General features: G+C 68.5%; 27 protein-coding genes and 4 tRNA genes. 7 read left to right on the plus strand and 24 right to left on the minus strand.

Going from position 1 to position 21,647, the window contains the following annotated elements; translation table 11 throughout:
* Positions 1–26: 26 nt before the first annotated feature.
* Together ACIBZJ_RS08335 and ACIBZJ_RS08340 are read right to left on the minus strand one after the other, a co-directional pair.
* Complete coding sequence (locus ACIBZJ_RS08335; RefSeq protein WP_395926971.1) at positions 27–308, minus strand: 2TM domain-containing protein; 282 nt, start codon at positions 306–308, stop codon at positions 27–29.
* Positions 309–531: 223 nt separating this feature from the next.
* Positions 532–1,002 carry a hypothetical protein gene (locus ACIBZJ_RS08340; protein ID WP_395926973.1) on the minus strand — a complete coding sequence of 157 codons (471 nt, stop codon included), beginning with the start codon at positions 1,000–1,002 and terminating at the stop codon, positions 532–534.
* 398 nt (positions 1,003–1,400) lie between these two features.
* Here ACIBZJ_RS08340 and ACIBZJ_RS08345 point away from each other — a divergent pair, with 398 nt between their 5' ends.
* Together ACIBZJ_RS08345 and ACIBZJ_RS08350 are read left to right on the plus strand one after the other, a co-directional pair.
* On the plus strand, positions 1,401–1,658 hold the full coding sequence (locus tag ACIBZJ_RS08345; RefSeq protein ID WP_395926975.1) for a PadR family transcriptional regulator: 258 nt from the start codon (positions 1,401–1,403) through the stop codon (positions 1,656–1,658).
* Positions 1,655–2,578, plus strand: a complete 924-nt coding sequence (locus ACIBZJ_RS08350; protein ID WP_395926977.1) for a hypothetical protein — start codon at positions 1,655–1,657, stop codon at positions 2,576–2,578. The genes ACIBZJ_RS08345 and ACIBZJ_RS08350 overlap by 4 nt, the downstream gene beginning before the upstream one ends.
* A gap of 124 nt (positions 2,579–2,702) precedes the next feature.
* Here the strand turns inward: ACIBZJ_RS08350 and ACIBZJ_RS08355 are convergent, their stop codons facing one another.
* The 3 genes from ACIBZJ_RS08355 to ACIBZJ_RS08365 form a co-directional block, all read right to left on the minus strand.
* On the minus strand, positions 2,703–2,960 hold the full coding sequence (locus tag ACIBZJ_RS08355) for a hypothetical protein (RefSeq protein WP_395926979.1): 258 nt from the start codon (positions 2,958–2,960) through the stop codon (positions 2,703–2,705).
* Between the two features lie 526 nt (positions 2,961–3,486).
* Complete coding sequence (locus ACIBZJ_RS08360; RefSeq protein ID WP_395926981.1) at positions 3,487–4,581, minus strand: hypothetical protein; 1,095 nt, start codon at positions 4,579–4,581, stop codon at positions 3,487–3,489.
* Between the two features lie 129 nt (positions 4,582–4,710).
* Complete coding sequence (locus ACIBZJ_RS08365) at positions 4,711–6,597, minus strand: TIR domain-containing protein (RefSeq protein WP_395926983.1); 1,887 nt, start codon at positions 6,595–6,597, stop codon at positions 4,711–4,713.
* A gap of 411 nt (positions 6,598–7,008) precedes the next feature.
* On the opposite strand from ACIBZJ_RS08365, the gene ACIBZJ_RS08370 reads away from it, so the two are divergent.
* Positions 7,009–7,143, plus strand: a complete 135-nt coding sequence (locus tag ACIBZJ_RS08370; protein WP_395926985.1) for a hypothetical protein — start codon at positions 7,009–7,011, stop codon at positions 7,141–7,143.
* A 264-nt stretch (positions 7,144–7,407) separates the two neighbouring features.
* Here ACIBZJ_RS08370 and ACIBZJ_RS08375 read toward each other — a convergent pair.
* From ACIBZJ_RS08375 to ACIBZJ_RS08390, 4 genes are all read right to left on the minus strand, one after another.
* A tRNA-Val gene (locus tag ACIBZJ_RS08375) sits at positions 7,408–7,482 on the minus strand.
* A 1-nt stretch (position 7,483) separates the two neighbouring features.
* Positions 7,484–7,555 (minus strand) — tRNA-Cys (locus ACIBZJ_RS08380).
* Between the two features lie 55 nt (positions 7,556–7,610).
* Positions 7,611–7,683, minus strand: a tRNA-Gly gene (locus ACIBZJ_RS08385).
* Between the two features lie 303 nt (positions 7,684–7,986).
* A complete protein-coding gene (locus tag ACIBZJ_RS08390; protein ID WP_395926987.1) occupies positions 7,987–8,436 on the minus strand; it encodes an SsgA family sporulation/cell division regulator in 450 nt (149 codons plus the stop codon).
* A gap of 314 nt (positions 8,437–8,750) precedes the next feature.
* On the opposite strand from ACIBZJ_RS08390, the gene ACIBZJ_RS08395 reads away from it, so the two are divergent.
* Complete coding sequence (locus tag ACIBZJ_RS08395; RefSeq protein ID WP_395926988.1) at positions 8,751–9,212, plus strand: TIGR02611 family protein; 462 nt, start codon at positions 8,751–8,753, stop codon at positions 9,210–9,212.
* A 30-nt stretch (positions 9,213–9,242) separates the two neighbouring features.
* Positions 9,243–9,314, plus strand: a tRNA-Val gene (locus tag ACIBZJ_RS08400).
* Positions 9,315–9,373: 59 nt separating this feature from the next.
* Here ACIBZJ_RS08400 and ACIBZJ_RS08405 read toward each other — a convergent pair.
* From ACIBZJ_RS08405 to ACIBZJ_RS08475, 15 genes are all read right to left on the minus strand, one after another.
* A complete protein-coding gene (locus ACIBZJ_RS08405; protein WP_395926990.1) occupies positions 9,374–10,537 on the minus strand; it encodes a tyrosine-type recombinase/integrase in 1,164 nt (387 codons plus the stop codon).
* On the minus strand, positions 10,537–10,812 hold the full coding sequence (locus ACIBZJ_RS08410) for a helix-turn-helix domain-containing protein (protein ID WP_395926992.1): 276 nt from the start codon (positions 10,810–10,812) through the stop codon (positions 10,537–10,539). Before ACIBZJ_RS08410 ends, ACIBZJ_RS08405 begins: the two co-directional genes overlap by 1 nt.
* A 443-nt stretch (positions 10,813–11,255) precedes the next feature.
* Positions 11,256–12,305: an AAA family ATPase gene (locus ACIBZJ_RS08415; RefSeq protein WP_395926994.1), complete on the minus strand. Its 1,050-nt coding sequence runs from the start codon at positions 12,303–12,305 to the stop codon at positions 11,256–11,258.
* A gap of 38 nt (positions 12,306–12,343) precedes the next feature.
* On the minus strand, positions 12,344–13,141 hold the full coding sequence (locus ACIBZJ_RS08420; RefSeq protein WP_395926996.1) for a DNA cytosine methyltransferase: 798 nt from the start codon (positions 13,139–13,141) through the stop codon (positions 12,344–12,346).
* Positions 13,138–14,082, minus strand: coding sequence for a bifunctional DNA primase/polymerase (locus ACIBZJ_RS08425; protein ID WP_395926998.1), 945 nt, complete (start codon positions 14,080–14,082; stop codon positions 13,138–13,140). The genes ACIBZJ_RS08420 and ACIBZJ_RS08425 overlap by 4 nt, the downstream gene beginning before the upstream one ends.
* Before the next feature lie 32 nt (positions 14,083–14,114).
* Positions 14,115–14,459, minus strand: coding sequence for a hypothetical protein (locus tag ACIBZJ_RS08430; RefSeq protein WP_395927000.1), 345 nt, complete (start codon positions 14,457–14,459; stop codon positions 14,115–14,117).
* Positions 14,456–14,767, minus strand: a complete 312-nt coding sequence (locus tag ACIBZJ_RS08435; RefSeq protein WP_395927002.1) for a DUF4031 domain-containing protein — start codon at positions 14,765–14,767, stop codon at positions 14,456–14,458. Before ACIBZJ_RS08435 ends, ACIBZJ_RS08430 begins: the two co-directional genes overlap by 4 nt.
* Positions 14,764–15,021, minus strand: a complete 258-nt coding sequence (locus ACIBZJ_RS08440) for a hypothetical protein (protein ID WP_395927003.1) — start codon at positions 15,019–15,021, stop codon at positions 14,764–14,766. Before ACIBZJ_RS08440 ends, ACIBZJ_RS08435 begins: the two co-directional genes overlap by 4 nt.
* Positions 15,018–15,269, minus strand: coding sequence for a hypothetical protein (locus tag ACIBZJ_RS08445; protein ID WP_395927005.1), 252 nt, complete (start codon positions 15,267–15,269; stop codon positions 15,018–15,020). The genes ACIBZJ_RS08440 and ACIBZJ_RS08445 overlap by 4 nt, the downstream gene beginning before the upstream one ends.
* A 141-nt stretch (positions 15,270–15,410) precedes the next feature.
* A complete protein-coding gene (locus tag ACIBZJ_RS08450; RefSeq protein ID WP_395927007.1) occupies positions 15,411–17,672 on the minus strand; it encodes an FtsK/SpoIIIE domain-containing protein in 2,262 nt (753 codons plus the stop codon).
* Between the two features lie 90 nt (positions 17,673–17,762).
* Positions 17,763–17,987: a hypothetical protein gene (locus tag ACIBZJ_RS08455; protein ID WP_395927009.1), complete on the minus strand. Its 225-nt coding sequence runs from the start codon at positions 17,985–17,987 to the stop codon at positions 17,763–17,765.
* 16 nt (positions 17,988–18,003) lie between these two features.
* Positions 18,004–18,801: a helix-turn-helix domain-containing protein gene (locus tag ACIBZJ_RS08460; RefSeq protein ID WP_395927011.1), complete on the minus strand. Its 798-nt coding sequence runs from the start codon at positions 18,799–18,801 to the stop codon at positions 18,004–18,006.
* Entirely contained in the window at positions 18,801–19,196 is a 396-nt protein-coding gene (locus ACIBZJ_RS08465) for an RRQRL motif-containing zinc-binding protein (protein WP_395927013.1), read from the minus strand. Before ACIBZJ_RS08465 ends, ACIBZJ_RS08460 begins: the two co-directional genes overlap by 1 nt.
* Positions 19,193–19,453 (minus strand): hypothetical protein, encoded by a 261-nt coding sequence (locus tag ACIBZJ_RS08470; RefSeq protein WP_395927015.1) that lies wholly within the window; start codon positions 19,451–19,453, stop codon positions 19,193–19,195. Before ACIBZJ_RS08470 ends, ACIBZJ_RS08465 begins: the two co-directional genes overlap by 4 nt.
* 115 nt (positions 19,454–19,568) lie before the next feature.
* The gene (locus ACIBZJ_RS08475) at positions 19,569–19,832 is read right to left on the minus strand and encodes a DUF6284 family protein (protein ID WP_395927017.1); all 264 of its coding nucleotides are present in this window, start codon (positions 19,830–19,832) and stop codon (positions 19,569–19,571) included.
* A 197-nt stretch (positions 19,833–20,029) separates the two neighbouring features.
* Here ACIBZJ_RS08475 and ACIBZJ_RS08480 point away from each other — a divergent pair, with 197 nt between their 5' ends.
* Positions 20,030–20,893, plus strand: coding sequence for a winged helix-turn-helix domain-containing protein (locus ACIBZJ_RS08480; protein WP_395927019.1), 864 nt, complete (start codon positions 20,030–20,032; stop codon positions 20,891–20,893).
* Positions 20,890–21,570, plus strand: coding sequence for an HAD family hydrolase (locus ACIBZJ_RS08485; RefSeq protein WP_395927021.1), 681 nt, complete (start codon positions 20,890–20,892; stop codon positions 21,568–21,570). Before ACIBZJ_RS08480 ends, ACIBZJ_RS08485 begins: the two co-directional genes overlap by 4 nt.
* The last annotated feature ends 77 nt before the right edge of the window (positions 21,571–21,647 follow it).

A 21,647-nucleotide genomic window follows, 5' to 3' on the forward strand; every position in this document is an offset into this window, starting at 1 on the left:
GTCGGCGGCTGTGGGAACGGCACGGGTCAATCCAGCGAGGGCCGGCGGCTGCGCAACCGGTCCATCTCCCGCTCGACGCGGCGATCCTCGCCGTCCGACGGGTGGTAGACGGCCCAGGCGTGGAACGCGAGGCCGACTGCCCAGGGCGCCAGCCCGGTGAGCGGCCAGAAGAAGATCGTCCGGAGCCAGATCAGCCAGACCACGATCAGTGCCAGCGTCACCAGCACGAACCAGAGCGCGTGGATCTGCAGGCCGCGTTTCCTGTGCACTCGCCGGACAGCTTCCGCCCGGAGCGGGTCACTCGTCATTCGTCCTCCTCGAAGTGAGTTCGGGGACTCGTCGTGAGGGGGACCAGAACGACGTTCCGGCGTCCGCGGCCGGCGTCGTCGACGCTGCCTTCCTGCACGGGTCGGATCAGATCTCGTCCGACTGAAGTTTCAGTGGAAAGTGCCCGGGGGACTTCGTCAGTCGCGGCGCCGCCCGCCTCCGGGGAGGCGGGCGGCGGGTGGTGGCAGCGGCGGGCGGCGGGTGTCAGCAGCTGGCGACGAACTGGATTTTGGCGATCCGTAGGTACGTCGGCACGGTCAGCGGCACGCTCACCTGGGCATCCCAGGTGTAGTCGGTGAACGTCCGAGTCATCTGCGGCCCGTCGAAAGTCACCCCGGCGATCAGCGCGCCGCTGGCGTCGCGCAGGCTGAGGTATTCGTGCCACACGTCGGCGCTTCCGTGGACGGCGATGGTGAAAACGGTCGCGTGGAGCCGGACGACGTACGTGGTGGCCGCCGGATCGGCCCGCTGGATCACCCGGACCGTCATCTCGGGAAAGACCGTGCAGTTGCCGGCCTTCTGCCAATCCGGCACGGCGGCGAATCGGTCACCGGTCGTCTGATCGATCGCCACCGGTAAAGTTATCCGACCGTCTTGGAGGTCGGCGTAGGCGCTGCTCGGCGCCGCGAGCAGGAACGTCACGGTTGCGGTGAGGGCGGCAAGTAGCCTTGCCACCGGCGTGTGCGCATGAACTCTCCTCAGCCGGAAATCTGGGCCGCACGAGAGTCACACGGGGGCTTGAAGCGGGGCTGAAACGGCGCTGAAGCCGTACTCAGCCTTGGATTCCTGCGTGAATGACCTCGGACCCGAGGCCCCGGCCGGCCTCGTCGCTTACCCGATGGGAAGAGGCATGGCTTCGGGGCACGTGACGTTCAGGCCCCGCAAAGCGGAACCTGGTCAGAACGCTCGCCGCGTGCGTTGCGGGTTCACGGTAGTGCCCGCCGTGCTCATGGCGGTGGGCGGTGGGCGGTGGGCGGTGGGCGGTGGGCGTTGTGCGGTGGCGTTGTGCGGTGGGCGTTGTGGGGCAGCGCCGGGACCGGCGACGCCCGTGACGCCAGGGCTCGGCCGGAAGATTGTGCAATGCGTACGGTGGGCGGATCACGCTCCGGCCGGGCACTCTCTACGGCGCGCTCGACCGGCTCTCCGACGACGGGCTGGTGGCGCCCGACCACGAGGAGGTCGTGGACGGGCGTCTCCGTCGCTACTACCGGCTCACCGACGAAGGCTTGAACGTGCTCGGCGCCGAGAGCGAGCGGATGCGTCGCAACCTGGCCGCCGCGACGGCCCGGCTGAAGGCGTCGGGTTGGGCCCCGGCGGGAGGGCTCGCATGAACGAGCGTGAACAGCGAAACCGCCTGGAACGGCGGTACCGCCGGCTGCTGTTCGCCTACCCGGCGGACTACCGCGCCGAACGGGGCGACGAACTCGTCGGCACCTACCTGGACACAATCGGACCCGACCGGAGCCGGCTTAGCCCCCAGGACACCGTCGACCTGCTCGTCGGCGGGGCGCGTCAGCACCTACGGGCCCGTCGAGCATCAGGGTTCACCGGCGGGGTGTCGATCGCGGCGGTGCTGGCGCTGGCTACCGGGTCGGCGCTGGCGACGATCTGGTTGCTCGCGGTCGAGTTCACGCCGCTGATCGACGGCTACCCGCCCGTCGGCCCGTCCCGTGTTTTCCAGTCGCCGGCGGCGTTCGCCTGGATCGCCTGGTTGGCCGCGGCGGTCGTGTTCGCCGTCGTCCCCGGCCGGTGGTGCCGGCGGTTGATCGCGGCGTCGCTCGTGCTGATGGTGGTGGCCAAACCGGTGGGCCTGGTGGCCGCCGCACTCCCGATTCGGGACGGTGGCTGGTTCAGCACCTCGGTTGCGTCGTTCATCGTGCTCCTTCCGCACGCGGCGCTCGGCGTCCTCGCGTTGGCGTTGCCGTCGCGTCCGGGCCGGGTGACACGGTGGGTGCCGGTGTTCGTCGCCGCCGTGCCGATCGTGCCGGTTCTGCGCCTCGACCTCGACCGCTACTGGTCGTACATCTGGGTGGCGCCGACCGCCTTCGCGGTGGTGGCGCCGTTGTTCCTGTTCGCCGCGAACGCGGTGGCCGGGTGGCTGCTGCTCCGCCGGGACCTGCGCGGGCTGTGGGTCGGCGTGGTGACGCTGCCCGCGGCGGCGTTGCTCGGGATCTTGGGTTTGGCGTTCGGGGTCAGTAAGCCCCGGCGACCTGGCCCGGCTGGTAGCTCCCGGCCGGCTGGCGAACGATGACGCGGCCAGTCCCGGCCGAGGCCGGGCTGGTCGAAGCGATGAGAGGTCTCGGTCAACAGCCGACGACGGGCGCAATGCCCGCGGCGCGCAGAAGGTCAGGGGATGTGAAAGGAGGTCAAGCCGTTCAGACTGGTGGGAGATCCTGAGCTGTCCCGTGGCTGCGGCGCCGGTTTTTCCTCGCGCGCAGACGACCAGCGACGATGATGACGGTGGCCAAGAATGCGGTAGAAAGCGCCAATTTTCCGGCGTAAGACCAATCATCGGTGATCAGTGCGTAGACGACCGCGACGATGCTGACCGCCACCACAACACCGAGCTGGTTCGGCCAGTGATCCGCGCCGCTATTTCCGTCCTGAGCGCTTTCGGCGGACTCTTTCGGCACAAGCTTTCCTTCGCTATCTAGCGCCAGTAACGAGCAACTACTGTGGATCCCCCATTGCGACCTCAGGATGCCAGGGCAATTCCGGCGCGACGCACGAACCACCGAAGCGCACACACTTGCCGCAGGGCGCCGGTGCTGCAGAATCCACGGCAGGCGTTCGAGATCGCGCGGTTTCTGCCCGGCACGGCCGTCCGCAGCTGACGGGTGGCGCTGCTGCGCGGCGTAGCCCGCTTGTACGGGGCACCGGTCGACGTGCAGCCACCGCCGGCCGAGCCCGACGACGTGTATCTGTCCCGTCTGGCCACCACCGTGACCACCGCAGGTGGTGGCTCCTGACGAACGACTGCTGGCCTCGCGTTGATGAGCCGGGCTTGCGGGCTGCGCTCGATCAGCCGCGCCAATGAGCAGACGACCAGCGGCGACCGATGGGACTTTGCCGCCAGTGCCGCGGCTGACAGGGCCGCAAGCCAAGCTCACGCGTCAGCGCTCGGACCAGTTCGGTGGGACCACCGGCGTGGGCCTGGCGTTATTCCCCCTGGCCCACGCAGAAGTTCACCCACTCGTCGTCCGCCGAGACGGTCTCCTGGAAGATCCGATAGCAGCCTCGCGGCAGGTTGGCGTCGACCGGGATCGAAAGCCTCGCCTGGCCGTGCGCGTCCGTCGTCACCGGGATCGACCGCAGATAGGTGAGCGGGTGCGCTACGTCCGTCCTATTGCCGTACAGCCGGACCGGCACCGTGCTGCTCGCGGGGAATCCACCGAGTGCGACCCGGACGGTCTCGCCAGTGACGAACATCGAGTTGTCGGGCGGGTAACCGGACTCTCCGAATATCGACACGAGCGTAGGAACGCGGGTGTAGGCGACGTCGATGTCGATGCTGCGTTGAGTCGCTCCCTGCGTCGCCTGGACGTGATATCGGCCTTCGGTCCACTGACCGTCGAGGATGAGCGTGCGATACGGCCACAGCCGGAACGGAAGATCGGTTCCCTCCGGCGCAAGGGTCTCGTCCAGGACGACCGCACCGGAGGGACCGGTGAGCCGGAGTTGGATGCTCGAATTGGGATCGAACGCGACCAGGCACAGGTCAAGCGTGTCGGGAACGAGCACTGGGCCGGTCAGCGTCGCGTGCATCGGAAAGATCTGCGTGATCGACGTGTCGATCAGCTGCTCGATCAGTTCACACGGCCGGCCGCCGCCGGCGTAGTAATCGAGTTGGTCAGGAATGCCCGCCGGGCGCTGGCCCTGGCGGCTTCCGCCGCCGACCGGGCTCCGCGTCGTCGTCGGGTCGGGCCGGGCCCGGTTCGTGTCGGCGGTGCTCGGTGACGTCTCGGTGGTCGGGCTGGCCGGGGGCGCCGCCGATAAGGTGCCGTCGTCGGCGTCCGTGCCCGACGACGGTGGCGTTTCGATGGCCTCCGCACCGCCCGTTGATGTATTTCCTGGACTCGGCGGCTCATCCGGACCGGGGGTGGTGGAGACATCGCGCGTCGATCCCGGACGGTCGCTGCGATCCTCCGGCGCCGTGTCGAATCGGGATTCGAGCACGACCCAAGCGACGACACCCACCAGCAGAGCGACGACGAACCCGGCAATCGTCACCCGGATCAGGGCACGGTTCTCCACATCCACCTCATCGGGCGACGGCGGTGGTGCTCCGACAGCATTGATTCTACCGTCCGACGTGGACCCGTTTTTGCAGCGGGGATCGCACGCGTTACACCGGAATGGATCGAGAACTTCGCTGATACGGCACTATTTGCAGCCGGCCGTCGACGGCTCGATACGTGCGGTCGAGGCGAGGCCGTCCTTCGTGAGTTCGGGTGGTGCCCCCGCACGTTCGGCGCGCAGATAGCAGGTCCGCGCAGTGGCGAGGTCACCCCAAGCCTGTCGTGCCTCGCCGAGCCGGACGAAGAAGATCGCCTGTCGCCGGCTATCCCGGGCGGCGAGCTGGATAGCCTCGCGCGCATAGTTCGCAGCCGACTCTGGGTCGCCCCTCTGGAGCGCGATCACGCTCAGCCAGCCGGACGATTCCCCGGCAATAGCGGCAATTCGTCGACGTTTCGGCGATGGGCTTTCCCGGTATGACGTGCGGACGGCCTGGAAGTAGTCAGCAGCGGTAGTCATGGTTCGGTCGGAACGGCTCGCCGCAAGGCAGAAATGGATTCGTGCCAAGCCGAAGTTCACCTTCTCGGTAAGGTCGGCCTGCGCACGGTCGGACTCGACGGTGGAAATCTTGCGGTATTCGTCGGCAACCGCGGCCAGGCTCTTCGCGTCTGTGTTCGAGTTGCAATTTTCGCTGCGGGTCACGTTGTGGAAATGAAGTTCCGCGAGACCGAGCTGCGCGCGTGCGTAACTGGGGTCATCGCGGAGAGCGGACCGGTACCACTTCTCCGCAGCCGTCCAGTCGCGTTGTTTTCCGGCGAGGTTGCCGTTCATCAGGTCGTAGAATTTCTCCGGCGGGTTTTTCGAACCCGGACTCGCGGACCGCGCGCTGGTGTCGAGCCAGCGTTGGGCGTCCTCGTAGTCGCCCGCGCTGTAGTTCCCGATCGCGAGAAACAGGTCCAGGTACTGCTCGGCGAGAGCGAGGACTCGCCGTTCGAGATCGTCCTCGGACGTGAGGTTGTGCAGCAGGTCGTAGCCGACACCCTCCAACTCGCTGTAGCCCGCGATCGACTGCTCGACGTCCAACTGGTTCGCGGACACGTAGAGCGCCGCCTCGAGCCCGGTGGACGGTGGCGGATCGTACCGTCCGGCGAACACGATGTCGGCGTGCCGAGACTCCGCGACCGCGCTGAGCCGTTGAGGGCTCGTGTCGCCGTCGGTGTTCGGGATCCGTACGGTCTCGACCGGCTTGTCCGACGCGAGGCGTCCGAGTGCCCGGTAGAGCGTGTCATTGATGTGTTCCAGGCGGGCGGCGTCGGCGTCGGGGAACCCGTCGAAGTACAGGTCGACGTAGCCGACCCGGAACTTTCCTCCGGCCGGTGGCTTCGGCTGCTCCGCCGTGCCCAAGAGCGTGTGCAACGGAACGAGGAGAGCGACGGCCAGCACCAAGGCGGCAGCAGCCCCAATCGTCCAGCGGAGACGGCTGTTATTACGGGTTCGAGGGGCTGGAGTCGCCGGCGATGGTTCGCTGGCGTCGGCAGCCGTCAAGGCGGCGATCTTCGTGATGGCAGCTTCTGCGAGTTCCTGCGGGGACAGCACTGTGGCGTCCAACGTGGCCAGATCGTCGGCCAGGCCCGGCAGGCGGGTGTCGTCGAATCGAGCCACGAGCAGGAACTCGTGCCGTTCGCGCACAGCGCGGCCGAGCGCGGCGCGGTACTCCCATCGGGTCCAATCGCCGTCCGCGTATTCGGCGGACAGGAAGATCAGGACGCAGCGGGCCCGCTCACCATAAATGAGCCGGAGCTCCTCAGCTAAGCGCTGTCCCCACTGGGGCGTCCGCTCGAGTGGGTAGTAGTAGTACCGCACGCCGGCCTTCTGCAGCGTGTCGGCGACTCGCTGAACGTACGCCTGCTGCGCGCCGGAGAAGGACAGCGCGACGTCCCATTCGAACTGGCGGCCGAGGTGCGACATCGGGGCCGCCGCGTCCGCGGCGTCCGGGCGAGGAGGCGGCGGAGCCGCCTCACCGTCGGTGTCCATGCGCGCAGCCTAGGGTGAGGTTGCCGGGGCGAGGGAGGACGCGAAGAATTCGGCCAGGGGAGGGCGGTCGCGGCGACCACGGCTGGGTACCGATGCTGCCCGCGACGCGGAGGTCATCGACGTCAGGGCCGCCGAGACCCGAGATCTCGCCGCCGCGCGGCGGTTCTTCGTCCGGTCGCTGCAGCAGCGCCGGCTGGGCGCAGGTGACCACCGACCGGGTTGCGGCCCACCCCGGGTCCTGGACGAACTGCTTCCCGACGTCCACCACGTCGATGCCCGGCTGCGGGCACGCCCACATCCAGAACGTCCGCCGCGGACCTGGCGACCTGGCCACCGAAACCACGGCATCTGCGGCTCGCGACTGCGTTCGCCGAGCTCGTGCAAGCGGTCACCGCTCGTAGCTGGGCGGAGGTGACCGCAGCCACGTCGGCCGGCTCGAGCCGGACCACGTCCAGCGGCGCGGTCCAGGAGCTGGCGCCGGTCGCCACCACCCAGGAGTACTGCCAGCCCGGCATCGGCTGGCAGCTGCTTCGACCACGCCCGTAGACGTGGCGGAAGAGCCGCAGTGCTGGTGCCGGCGTCCGGACGCAGCCACGACCAACATCCACGCCAGCACGATCCGGGCCCCGGTCGCCGATGGGCGTCCGGTCGGGAAGTACCCGGGTGGACTCGGCGAGTAGCGCCAACTTTTCGCTCGGCTTGGCAATCCCTTGACGTGCGAAGCGCCGGTCGCGGGGTCGTCGTTCACGGTCAGACAGCAAAGAGGCCAGCTTCCGAACTTCGGAAACTGGCCTCTGACCTGCAACAACGTGGTGGGCGATACTGGGATTGAACCAGTGACCTCTTCCGTGTCAAGGAAGCGCTCTCCCACTGAGCTAATCGCCCGAGGCGGCGGCGGGAATCGAACCCGCGTACAGGGCTTTGCAGGCCCTTGCCTAAGCCACTCGGCCACGCCGCCGGTGTCACTACTGTGCCGCTAGCGGCCCGGCAGTTACGCCCGAGGGCGCCTGTCGAGCGGACGACGGGATTCGAACCCGCGACCCTCACCTTGGCAAGGTGATGCTCTACCAACTGAGCCACGTCCGCATGTGCTTCGCTTCGATCGGGCTGGCCCGTTCGTTGCTGGCAGGGAGAACTGTAGCTGAGTCCCGGGCCGAGGTTCAAACCCGGGGGACGTGTCGCCGACCACGCACTGTTGAAGCGCAGGTTACGAACGTCTGATCGGCACGTTGCACAACGTCCGCCAGAGAATTGCAACACGCGGAGGTTGCGCTGAGGCGCGCGAACAACGGCGGGTGTTGCTTACGATGGGCAACAATGAGGTCGCAAAAAGTAAGGGCTGCCGCGCGGGAAGCGTGGCAGCCCCGTCGTGCGGAGGACTCGCTGAGGTCAGCGGGGTTCGCTGCCGTACGTGCCGAGAAGAGCGGCGAGCGCCGCGTCGATGTCGAGGTGGACGCTCTCGGCGCCTTCCGGGACCTGCCGGTACGTCCGGCCGAGGAAGTCGCCGAGAGCCAGTCTCGGGACTTCGAACAGCGCGTGTCCGTCGGGGGAGGAGAGGGCCAGCGCGACCGACGGTCCGTTCGCCGCCTGCCAGGGCCAGACGCGGACGTCGCCGATGCCGGTGGGCTCGGTCATGCCGTCGGCCAGGAGCTGGCGGGCGAACGACCAGGACACCTCGCCGCTCGCCTCCGTACTGCCCGCGTGGAATATCACGTGGACCGCATAGGGATCTTCGGGCTCATACCGGAGGCTGGCCTTCACCGGCAGCGACGACCCCTCCGGCACAACCAGGCGCAAAGACACATCCACCTGGACCCGAGTCGGTTGTGCGATCCCCATCGTCGGCACCTTTCTGCACGTCCGCACGCGTCGAACGCGGGCGCGAACCCATACCCGTTCTTCCCGGTCTAACCACTACGCAAACTCAGCGCTCGGTGGCTCAAAGACCACAACGAGTGAGGTTGCGGAGAGATGCGGGCGTCCGCCGGAGATCGTTCGGCTGGCGTCCATCGAGTGTCTTTCCCGGTGAACCCGCTGGTCATGCCACCCGTGTTGGATTCAGGACGGAGGCCGGTCTGCCGATGGTGGAGCTGGACTACCGTGGGGACCTGTTGGGGTGAGCGACCAGTGAGCGACCAGGACGGGGAAAGCCGGTGATCGAGAGTCCGGAGCGTCCGCCGGAGGCGGCGGAGCCGACGCTGGTCGATCGGCTGCGCGCGCACCCGGTGACGTTGCGCGCCATCGCGTTCGGAGTTTTCTTCCGGGATCGTCTGCACGAACCGGTGCGTTCGCACCCGGTGTTCGGCTTCCCGTACCGGGTGTTCGTCGCGGTGTTCGGCGCTCTCGTCGTGGTGCTGGGGCTGATCATGGTGCCGGCGCCCGGGCCCGGCTGGCTGGTCGTGATCGCCGGGCTGGGGATCCTGTCGACGGAGTTCTCGTGGGCGCGGCGCCTGCTGCATTTCACGCGCAACGCCGTGGCGGCCTGGACGCGCTGGGTCCTGAGGCAGCCGCTCGCGCTCCGGATGCTGGTGGGCGCGGCGGGGTTCGTGCTGTTGGTGGGGTGCTTGTTGGTGTCGCTGAGGCTGAGTGGGTGGACCGGATTCCCCTTCAGCTGAGGGGATCTAGTATGGTGTGAAGGTCCCTGAGGGCGATTAGCTCAGGGGGAGAGCGCTTCGTTCACACCGAAGAGGTCACTGGTTCGATCCCAGTATCGCCCACCTGCAAGAACGGCCCGGCCACCATTCGGTGACCGGGCCGATTTGGGCTAAGAGGGGGTCTAAGCCTCCAGGTTGGGCTTGAAGACACGGCCGATGATGTCGGCTCCCTCGGTGATCACGGGTCGGAGTTCGTGCCGATACACGGTCTCGGTGACCGTGGTCGACGCGTGGCCGACGAGGCGGGCTATCAGCTCGATCGGCGCTCCGTTCGCCGACATCAGGGAGACGAAGCTGTGCCGGGTCTCCCGGGGTGTCCAGTCCTCGGGCAGTCCGGCGGAGCGGAGTGCCGCTCGCATCGCTCGCCGGACGTTCCCCGCGGCCAGCGGCCCACCGAGGCGAGTGCAGAAGACCAGACCCGTGCGCTTCCACCTATTGCCCGCGCGCTCGCGCTCAATGTCCTGCTCATCGCGGTGTTCCTTCAGTACCCGCACTGCTTCGGGTGGCAGTGCGAGTGTCCGGCGGCTCTTCTTCGTCTTCGTCTCGCCACCTTTGCGAACGGAGCGCCAGACCTCGATGTGCGGGGGCGTGTCGCCGTCCGGATCGAGGTGCACCCGATCCCAGGTCAATGCGCGAGCTTCCTCGGTCCGAACTCCGGTAAGCAGGGACACCACGAGGTAGGCATGAATGCGCGCTTTCGTGCTGGACTTGAGCAGAGCGTCTGCCTGTTCGAACGACAGGGATTTACTCGGACGACCGGCGCGACCGTCGGGGACCTCGGCCAGGTCGGCGACGTTCCGCAGAACGCGATTCGAGTGCTGCGCGCGAGCGATTGCCCGACTCAGAACTGATCGGCATTCCTTGAGTGTGCGGGTGGCTAGAGCCGCGCTCTTGTCCTTCAGCCAATCCTCGACGTCATCGGTGGTCAGTTCCCGGAGCTTCGCTTTGCCGAGCCCGGGGATGACGTGGTTCCTGGCGAGAATCTGGTTCTTCTTGACCGTGGCTTCGCTCCGTCCGGCGAGGCCACGGGTGAGCCAGTCCTCTACCGCATCGGCCACCGTGTAGTTGGCGGAGGACTTGATGCCGGTCTCAGCCTCGCGTACCTGCTCCTTGAGCTTGTCGCGGACGGCGGCCTTCGTCGGTCCGTACGCGCGCACGCGGCGGCGCCGGCCGGATGGGCTGTAGCCGAGCGACATTTCCCCTCGGTAGCACTTCTTCGTGTCGTCCCAGTAGATCGAGCCGTCACCGCGACGCCCGCGGCGCTTCTTGTCTGGTTGGTCGGTCATCAGGCTGCTTCTCCTGCTTGGTTCACGAGGCGGGACACGAATTCGTCCAGAGCGGTGGCGGGGATACGCCGAGATCGGCCGACCTTCACCGAACGCAATTCGCCGGTGCGGACAAGCTCGAATACGGCGGTACGCCCGAGGCTGAGCAGCCGGGCTGCTTCCTCGACGCAATAGAGCCGCTGAGCGGGGTCGGGCCGGAACGACGGCTGAAACATCAGGGAGTGGGAGGGGGCGCCGGTCGGCGGCGCCGTCAGGGCGGGTTCAGGGCTGGTCATGCGGGCACTCCTGTGGTGTCTGGCTGGCCGGAAAACGTCGAGACGTCACGGGGATACGGCGGGGGGTCGAGTCTGTTCACGGCCGTCTGAGAGGCCGTTCAGATCGACGGTGAGCGCCGTTCTCTGCTGTGCCGGTATGTCAGGTAGGGGAGAATGGTCTGAGTGGCTCTGAGCGGGTCGCGTCGAGCCGACGTCGACCGGTCGGAGTGCGCGGGTGCAGTGACACGGACGACGGGGTGTCACCGCGGCTGTCACCGCCACTCCCTGATGTTTCAGCAGGTGGGAGCAGGTCCGGTGACGGCGGTGACACGGGTGACACCTCCCGGCGTGCCCCGTCCGGGTTTCCGGGGCAGTGACACCCCCGGCCGGGGTGTCACCGCCCCTGTCACCGCTGTATTCGCTGGTCAGCGGGTTGTGGCGACACGGGTGACAGTGGTGACACCTCACTGTTCCTCCCCGGGTGTGGTGGGGAGGGAGTAGCGACCGGAGTTGTCGGCGATGAGTTGCCCGGCGTCGCGCATCCTGCCGACGGTTTGCTTGACGTTGTCGAGGTTGAGACCGGTCGCGCGGGCGATCGCGGTCGGGCCTTGCCCCGGGTTCGCCCGGAGGTGCCGCAGGATCGTGGCGCGGGTGTCGCCGAGTTCGTAGTCCTCGGCCGGCCCGTCGAGCAGGTGCCATTGCCCGGTCGCCGGCTGGAACGCCATCGCGTATTCGGCTTCGTCGACGTCGCGGCCGGTGACGTGCAGAACCCCATCGGCCTGCCCCCGGGGCCGCTTCAGCACGAGAATCGTGTCGGCGGCCCCGGCGATGCCGTTGGTACCGGAGACCTCGGCGAGGAAGTCGTCCGACGCTTGCTTGCGGACGTGGTGCACCAGCACCACGGCGATGCCGTACCGGTCGGCGAGCCGCTTGGCGCGGCCGACGGCGGCGTAGTCGGCATCGTAGGCGGACGTGCCCGCGGCGGATTGGCCCCGGACCTTGGCGAACACGTCGATGATGACCATGCGGGTACCGGGGTGTTCCTCGATCCACCGGGCAATGGCCCGGTCACCGCCCTGCGGGAGGGGCGGGCATTCGGTGGTCAGCTCCAGATCGGAGGACGCGATCCGACCGGCGAGGATGCGCCCGATGCGTGATTGCAGGCGCCGTTCGGTGTCTTCCAGCGCCAGGTAGAGCACTGGGCCGGGGTCGACGTCGATAGAGCCGAGCGCCTTGCCGCCCTCGGCGATCGTGAGGCCCAAATCGAGGGATAGCCACGACTTCCCGACCTTCGGCGGCCCGGTGACCAGCGACACCCCTTCCGGCAGAATGCCCGGTACGGCCCACAGGGGCGCGGTGAACTGGGTCGCCATGAGCTTCTGCGCGGTCCAGGTCCGCAGCCGGGGCGCTTCCCGGCGGGCGGCGACATCGCCGTCCTCGGCCACCACGCGCAGTGCCGGGGGCATGTCCGGGCCGTGCTCGTCGAACTCGTCGTACTCAGGGGCGGTGCTCATACTGCCTCCCAGAGGGTGAGTTGACCCGGGCGCGGTGGTCATGCCGCTACCGCCGATCGGGTGGTGAGGATGTCGCGGAGGATCAGGCGGCCGAAGTGTTCGCCGACGGCAGGCACGACGGCGTTTCCGAGGGCGGTGACGCGGGACGGCTCCAGTTCGTCGGGAACCCCATCAACCACTCGACTGCTTCCGCGCTCGGCCTCCAACATCCCGTCGACCGGATGAGGCCACGGACTCGATCCTCCGTCGACTTCTTGAACCGGTCGCCCTTCGCGCCGAGACCCCAACCGCTCTCGCCCATCCGTGCGGTGGGTGTAGGCCACCAGGAACAGACGCTCCCGTGTGTGTGGGGGGGCACCCACGGCGCACGCGGAGAACACTCCCCATTCCGCATCGAACCCGAGCGCGGCCAGGTCACCGAGCAGCCATCCGAAGGCGTCTCGATCTGCAAGGAGAGCTGCGACGTTTTCCACGAGGACGTATCGCGGTCGTACGAGGCGAATGACGTCAGCCATCCACGGCCAGCCCCACCGTTCGTCCGCGACGCCTCGGCGGCGGCCCGCCGTCGAGAACGGTTGACACGGAAAGCCTCCGGCGACCACATCGACAACTGGCCGGGGACGTGCTCCCCACCATTCGGGAGCGGTTCGGACGTCGTCATGACGGGGCACCTCCGGCCAGTGGGTGGCGAGTACGGAACGGCAGAACGGCTTGATCTCGACTTGACCGACCACACGCAGTCCGGCGCGCTCCAGCCCGAGGGAGAGCCCACCGATTCCGGCGAACAGCTCCAGCACCGTCGGCGCCCCGACTGCTGGGGCGAACGGGGCGCTCATGCCGCCACCGACCGCGGGCGCTTCGCCCCGGCGGTCAGGCCGGATCGGATGGTGCGCGCGGCCTCGCTCGGGCGCTGTCCGATCTCGCCGGCGACCTGAGCGAGTAGCGCGGTCACCTCGTCGGCGCCGAGCGCACCGCCGGCGACTAGTTGGCCGAGGGAGACCGCGGCGCCGTAGAGCGCGCGGTTGCGCTGCCCGCCCGGGGCGGCCCGCAGGTCGGCCACGGTGCGGTCGACGGCGGCCCGCAGATACGTCCCGGCACGGTCGGCCGGTAGATCGATGGTCACCGGTTCCTGCGGTGGCAGTGGGCGTGGTGCGAGGCGCGTCGCCAGCCACGCCGGGAGTACCCGAAGCGTCGGATCGTCGTCGACCTCGGCGACGGTGTAGAGCCCTGCCGGGGTGATCGAGCCTGCCGCGACCACGTAGCCGCCGTGGGCGCGGGTGTCGATGAGCCACCCGAGGGTTCCGGCGGTGTTGCGCAACTGCGGGCCGTCGGCGGGGTGCTGGTAGTAGAGGTGCATCCCGCCCGAGGGCGTGTTCACGGTGTAGGTGTCGAGGTCTTCGGTGAACTGTTCGTTGAGGTCGACCCCGGCGCGTTCGGCGACCACGACCAGCGTGTCCCGACCGCTCTTGACGCCTTCCTCCTGCCATTCGGGCGGAGGTACGGCACCGGGCTTCGGCACGTCCGGATCGATCACCACGAGCCCGGACGGGCCGGTGGCGATGCCGATGTTGAACGGTCCGGTAGCCCAGCAACGACGGATACGTGCCGGATCGGTAGTCGCGCGCTGTTCCCACTGCGAGACGGCCGGCCGCTTCTCGCCGGGGCGTAGCGGGAAGACGTGCCATCCCAGGTCGGCGTAGGCCAGTGCGGCGTCGAGCAGCAAGCGCCGTAGCCGGTCGACCTCGGCGCGGGTGGGTGGGGTGTTCGGGCTGGTCATCGGTTCCTCCAAGCAGGATCGAGCGGGCGAGATCAGACGATGTGCAGCAGTGGCGCCGTGCCACCCGGGTCGTCCCGGTCGCGGCGACGGCGGGCCGGTGCGGGCGCCGGTGCCGGGTCGGCGGCGATCAGGGCGCCGTCGGCGTTCATCCGCAGGTAGGAGCGGGCAACGATGAACGCGTGGTCAAACAGCCCGCCAGCGAGCACCCCGCCCTCGACCGCGCCAGGGTTCGCCCGGAGCGCGGTCAGGACCGTGCCGAGCCACCCGGCGACCGGCGCCCACCGCTCGTCACGGTCGCGCTTCATGCCCGCGATCGCCCGCAAGAGCAGTGCTTGCGCGTCGAGCGGACCGGGCGCCGGTACCAGGTGGCTGCTCACGCCGCGCCTCCAGCCGCGGCGTGGCGAGCGGCGAGGATGTCGCCCAGCTCGTAGAGGTCGATGGCCTTCGCGCCGAGCTTGATCGCCTCGGCGCGCTTGGTGCTCACCACGTCGTAGTGCCAGTGCACGCACGACGTGCCAGCCGGCCCGCAGCGGGTCTTGCAGGTCTGGAACCACGCGCGCTTCAAGCCGAGCCGGGCCGCGAACTCGTGCAGCTCGGCGGGCGTGTCCGCGGTGAGGTGGGACCAGCGACCGCGGATGCCACCGACTCGGGCAGGGATGCGGAGGTTGTCGACGTAAACCGTCATGCCGCACCCCCGGTGACTGCGGTGATGACGGTCCGGCGAAGCAGTGCGCCCGTGCGGGCCGGGTCGGCGACCATGCAGCGTCGCCACAGTGGAGTGATCTCGACGACCGCGAGCAGCGTGGTCAGCTCTCCGCGGTGCAGCGTGTCGTCGTGGGTGCCGGCGATCTGGGTAGCGGCGTGCTCGGTGGCCGGGTCGGTCCGGAGCCAGTCGTGGACGGGGCAGTAGACGGCGAACAGCCGAGCCGGGGTGCTCATCGGACGCCCTCCCGCCGGCGGGAGGAGAGCTGGTTGTAGATCCAGCGCCCGGCCCGCAGCCGGGCGCCGGTGCCGCGGCAGTGCTTGCAGGCCCGGAACGCGCGACCGGTGAAGGACTCGCGGCGGCCCGACCCGTGGCAGACGTGGCACGCCTTGAACGGCCAGACCCAGCACGAGAAGGCGTAACCGAGCGTGATGATTGATCCGATGAGGATGAAGCCGATAGCGGTGCTGAACAGGGGGTTCACAACAGCCTCCAGGGCCGGTTTTTGGCATGACGGGGCCGTGAGCTGCTATCCGCTAGGCGGCAGCTCAGGATTCGGATGGGGTGCTAGGGGGTCTGCTAGCGCTAGCGACTCGGGCCGCTAGCGCTAGCAGCCGCACGGCGGTTAGCTGTTGCCCGCCTTCCGGTCACGCTCCGCAATCGCGCCGAGCAGGTCGGTGCGGGTGATGCCGCGGCGGGTGACGGCCTTGCCCTCGATCCGTCGGCCGACGTCGGCGACCTTGACCGCCGGCCACGGCTTGAGCGCCGCGGTCAGCCCGGCGGGCTCCCATCCGCCGTAGACGTCCGGGTGGAGTTCGGCGAGCAGACCCACCAGGGTCTCGTTCCACGCGCGCTTCTCGTCGTCCGGCCAGATCCGGGCGAGGTCGCCGAGCAGGTCGAACGCCGGGGCCTGCCGGGTCTCCTGCTCGGCCGGGGTCGGCAGCGTGCCGGATCGCTGACGCAGCTCGATCGCGCGGGCCACGATCCGGGCGGCGTCGGTGGTGTTGACGTAGAACGACCGCACGGACTGCGGGTCACCGAAGCCCCGCAGGATGCCCCAACCGGCCTCCACGACCGGCTTGAACACCGTCGCCCGGTAACCCTGCTTGTACGCCGACGTCCCGAGGATCATGTCGTTGGCGGTCTGGTCAGCGACCGACAGGCAGAACCGCGAGTTGACGTTGCGGGTGATGCCGGTCGGCAGGCTGTCCTTGTCCGGGATCTGGGTTCCGATCAGGATGATCACGCCGAGAGCGCGCCCGAGCTTGATGACCTTCTCCAGCAGTTCACCGGCGGCCTTGCCGTGTTTGCTGGTCATCAGCTCTTGCAACTCGTCGAACCACGCCACCAGCGGGTGAAGCCCCGAGCCCTTGAGCGACGCCAGTTCGGGCGTGACCTTGTTCTCCGGGGCCTTGCCGAGCTTGGCGTAGTGCTCGATGCGCTTCGACCGCCGGCGGCACTCCTCGTAGAGCCACTCGACGAACGCCGCGGCCTTGGCCAGGGTCTCGTCGTCGAACCCGTTGCCGTACTCGGTCATCACCGGCTCCAGGACGGCGAAGTCCCCGACGCCCTTGAGCTCGTAGCCCCGGATCTCCACCCGCGGATCCAGGGCCGCGGCGAGCACGAGATCGCGCAGGGCGAACGTCTTGCCCGAGCCGGGCTGACCACCGAAGAGGTAGTTGCGGTACATCAGCTCGATCACGACGTGATCCAGCCGCGGCGTGGTGCCGAACGCGAACGCCTTGAACACGTCCACCTTCGCACTGGTGGAGAGCAGCGGCCACGCGGGCTGCTTCATCTGCGACGCCGGCTCGTACCCGACCCACAGCGCCAACCGTCCCGTGTGACCGGGCGCGGGCTCGGGCCAGACCTGATCCAGCGGCAGCCGCATCGCCGACGCCAGACGGCCACGGCGGGCCACCACATCGGACGCCTCGACGCCGTACGGGAGATCGATGATCGCGAGGTGACCGGGGCCGTCCCGGTGAATGTCGGTCGGGAACGAGATCGCCCGCGGGTCCTTCGCCACGGCCGAGTTGATCGCGGCGAGCTGGAGCGAGACCAGCGCCCGGCGCACGAGTTCCGCGGTCAGCTTCCGGTACCGGCTGCCCTCGGTCACGCGGTCGGTGATCGGCTTGTCCGCCGGACGCCCGGCCCGCGCCAGCATCGGCACGACCAGCGCGACGGCGAGCAGCCGCCACCACAGCGGACCGAACAGCAGCACCGTCACGCCCACGATGAGCACGACCAGTGCCGCGGCGAACACCCACCAGCGCCACGACGCTTGACGCTGCCGGCGGGCGTCGAGCTTCATCCACGTGTCCGCGTCACCGCGGGACGCGGCAGCCTGCCGCAGGTGCCAGTTCCCTTCCTCGGCCGACGCCCACCGCAGAGCACGGCTGGTACCCCGGAACAGCCCGACCGGGGCGTAGACCGCGGCCTTGGCGGTGTACTTCGGGGTGCGGACCGCGTGGTAGGCGGTCACGTATCCGGCGTCCTTGAACTGGTGCTTGACCGCAGCGACCAGCGCGCGGCGGGAGCGTGCCCAGTCCGCGAGGATCGGCCGGCGGCTCTGCTGCCGCGCGTAAGCGCCGGCGGGGATGCTGTCGATCGGGTCGACCGGGCGGCCCTCGATCACCCGGTCACCGGCCACCGACTCGGCGTCCGCATCGTCGTCCGGGTCGCTGTCCCGCTCGGCGTCCGGCCGGTTGTCCGCCCGGCGCCGAGCCCGCTCGGCCTCCAGGTCGGTCACGTCGGACGGCGCGGTGTCCTGCTCGCCGGACGACGCGCTGTCCGGGCCGTTGTCCGGGGTCTGGCCGAACGCGTCGGACTCGGCCTTGTCCCAGTCGAACCGACGGGGCTCGAACTCCTCGTTGGGGTTCGTCATGATGGGTCTGCCTCCTAGGCAGTAGAGGGGGCTTGCTGGGGCGGACCGACCCGATTTCTCTTGGCGGGGATCGCGGGTCGGTCCGCGTGGTCAGGAGTCCTTCGCGATGGCCTGAACCCACAGGGGTAAGCGGCCCATCGCGCGGTGGTGACGGTTGCTCGCAGCGATGACGGCCTCCTGAGCGGCTGTCTTGGCCTTGGGCGTCTTGGCCGCGGCCAACCGGCGGTTCGCGGCGGCGAGCGCGTCGGAGGCGATGCAGACGGCCTGGTAGTTGCGGCGGTGCTCACGCGGGATCAGGCGGGCTTTGAGGTTCATGACCGGGGTCTCCTGTTCAGGCGGCGACCGGCGCGGCCGGGTCGCTGGTGACGGTGGGCTCGACGGGTGCGGGGTTCCAGTGCCGGCGGATCGTGCGGTCGGTGACGCCGAGCCGCTTCGCGGCCTCGGCCTGGGTCATGCCCGGGTGACGCTGACGGAGCTTGGCCACCCGGTCGGCAGTGCTCGGGCCACGCCGAGCGGGCTTCGGCCGGGCCGGCACGCTCGCCGTGACCGGCTCGGACTGCTGGGTGTCCGTCGTGTCGGCGACCAGGGCGTCCATCGACTCGTAGGACGTCGTGTCGCCGGCGGCGATCTGCTCGGACGCCTCGTGCTCGCCGGCCTGCCACTCCGGAGTCCAGAACCACGCCTGATCGGCAGCACGGTGTGCGGCGTGGCTGGTGGCGATCAGGGCGCCGGTCGCCATCGCCATCAGGCCGTCGACGGCGAGGGGGCCGATAGCGACCGTGAGGGCATCCTCGCCGTAGTGATCGAGCAGCCCGGACAGGTGCCGGTAGGACACGACCGCGGCCACTGCGGCGACCGGGACCATGCCCCCGAACCGCAGCACGCGCCACCACGCGCCAGTCGGCCACGACGGCTTGGCCAGCACCTCGACGGCAATGAACAGGAACACCGGCCAGACGATCGAGAGCAGCACCGCCCCGGGCTCCGGGGACCAGGTCGCAGCGTCCGCGACGTCCGCCGGCGGGATGAACGAGTGCGCCACGTTCGCGGCGATCGACACGCCACCGCCGAGCACGAGCGCAAGGTAGGCCCAGCCGCGGCCCGCGGCAGGCTTCGGGATCGCGGTCATCACGCGGCCTCCATCCAAGGTGCGTCGTGGCAGTCGATGCACTCGCCGAGCGAGCGCGGAATGATGTACGGCTTCTCGTCACCGCAGGTCGAACAGGTGCGCCGGGCTCGGTTGGCCTTCTCCAGCGCGGCGAGCTGAGCCGCGGTCGCCGGGCGCTTCGGCGCGGCCAGCGATCGGAGGTAGAGATAGGCGACGCGCGTGCCGCGGCCGTTCTCGTCGATGCCCCACCACAGGATCTGAGCGGCGATCGGCTGCCGGTTGGGCTGCAACCCGTCCGCGGCGAGCTGCCGACGCGTCGCGTAGACCGACGGGTCCGCCCCGCCCCAGTGCGCGGTCGGCAGGCCACCATGCCGGGCGCCAGCCGGGTCCATGTACTCAGCGCGGATGCGGCTCACGGGTTCACCACCGACGAGGGAACGATCAGGGCGTCGTAGCCGTACTCGGTGGCGTCGAGCAGCACCACGAGGGCGTCGTGCTCGTACTCGTGCTCGAACCACTCCTCGACGCGGTCAACGAACATGCGGATCGACTCGTCAGCGCCGTAGTGCTCCCGCACGCTGAACATGACCGCGTCGCCGTCGTAGGCGGTCCAACCGCCCTCTTCTTCCTCGTGCACCAGCCGGAAGCGCTGGTTGCCGGTCGTGGCGCTCACGACTTCTGCCCGGTGCCGTTGCACGCCTTGCAGGTCTTGTACGTGTAGCCCGAGCCGCCTGCACTGTGCGCAGTCGCGCCGTGGCCGTTGCACGTCTTGCAGGTCTCGGCAGCCATCAGGCCACCCCCGGCGCTTCGTCGGAGACCGGACGCCCGGCCAGGTCCCGCACGGCCAGAGCGCGCCGCTCGGCCCGGCGCAACCGGCGCCAGTCCAGCAACGACGGCCCCCGGTCACTCGCGAACATCGCGATCTCGGCGTCAACGACGGCCAGATCGGCCTCGATCTCCGGCCACTCAGCCTCGATCGCGGCCAACTCGGTGGTACTCGGTTCCCGTTCGCCGTCCTCGCCGGACGACCTGTGAAGTGGGACGATGCCCATTGGGTCCGCTCCTTCCAAGCAGTTGTGACCCGCTTGGCGAGACCCGGCGTGCCAGCGTCGGGTCTCGCTCCGCCTCGGCGCTAGACCAGCTTGGCTAGTCATGCTGCCGATAGAAGGACGGTAGGGCTACCTGGCTAGCCAGGTCAAGAGATTCGGCGAACCTTCCTTGCATGGCTAGTCATATGTAGGCTGACCGCATGGCCAGTGAATACGACTTCCTCGGGCAACTAGACCCAGACGACCCCAAACAGGCATCGCAGCAGATTGCCAACAAGCTGCGCGCAGCGATCTTGACCGGCAAGCTCCAGGCAGGGGAGCGGCTCCCGTCGCAGCCTGATCTAGCCAGCCGGTACGGCGTGGCTCGGGAGACGGTGAAGCGCGCCCTCGACGTCTTGCGTACGGAACGGCTGGTCATCAGCCGACAGGGCAGCGGCGTATTCGTGCGGGCTCAGACGCAACGCGCGGTGGAGTTGAGAGCACACATCGAGGCGGCGTTCGAGCAACCGCACGTCTCCCTCGACTTCGCGGGTTTCTCGGGCGAGACTTTGCGCGATGCCATGTCGGAAGCGCTGGATAAGGTGCGCATCGGTCGTCACACGCCGGAATCGATGGCTGTTCGAGTACTTCTCTGCGACATGTCGGGGCCAGGTCCGCTGCCGGCTGGAGTCGAGAACCGGGATGACCCGCGGGTTCGAGAGCGAGCACAGCGCATCACGCGTCGTGCTGCCGACGGCATTCTCGATCTGGTAACCGAACTGGCTGATCTTGGCCTAGTCAAGTCAGCTACCGCAGAGGTCAAGCTCTACAAGGCTGCTCCGCTATTCAAGCTGTACATCGTGAATCAGTCGGAAGCGTTCTACGGCTTCTATCCGGTCATCCGGCGACCGGTGAGTCTCAAAGGTGAAGCGACCGAAATATTCGATCTGATGGGCAAAGACGTAGCTCTATTTCACTACGTCGCTAGCGATGACGACGCCTCTGACGGCGCGCAGTTCGTAGCTTCGGCTAAGCAGTGGTTCGACTCGGTATGGAACACTATTGCCTACGGCTACCAGCAATGACGGGCGAGCTGGAGCGTGTGGTTGGGCGTAGCGGTCCGCTGCTGCTCGACTTCGACGGGCCGATTTGCCGTGTGTTTGCAGGCTACCCCGCGGCTGCCGTCGCCGACCGGGTCCGTGAGGTCGCTATTCGCTACGGTGAGGCAGTCCCGGCAGAAATCGCCGACACGGGCGACCCGCTTAAAGTGCTGTACTGGTCTGCGACCCTCGATCGGTTGGACGTCGTTTCGTCAATGGAGCAGGAGCTAGCGAGTGCCGAGCTTCATGCCATAGAGACTGCGGAGGAAACGCCCGGAGTAAGGGCTCTCATTCGGGCTGCTTCATCGACCGGTCGGCCAGTCGCAGTGGTCAGTAACAACTCTGCCCCGGCGATTCAGTCATTCCTCGATTCGAGATCCCTAGCGGAATCGGTGTCCGCAGTCGCCGGCCGTCCCTGGGGTCGTCCGGATCAGATGAAGCCACATCCACATCTGCTTTTCGAAGCTATCCGCGACCTGGGGAGCAAGCCAGACGAGTGCGTGTTCGTCGGTGACTCGATGACGGACATCGAGGCTGGCCGTGCGGCAGGCGTGCGGGTTGTCGCGTTCGCCAACCGCCCATCCAAGATCGAGCGATTCCGCGCAGCGTCGCCGGATGCCCTCGTGACCAGCATGGGCAGCGTCGCGGACGCGGTCCACTGAGTGCCCTACAACGACGTGCGGCGGGGGCCACCACTGGCAGAGGGTGTCACCAGTGTCACCTGTGTCACCGCAAAGGT

The sequence above is a fragment of the Cryptosporangium sp. NPDC051539 genome, from assembly GCF_044454545.1.
Lineage (GTDB): Bacteria > Actinomycetota > Actinomycetes > Mycobacteriales > Cryptosporangiaceae > Cryptosporangium.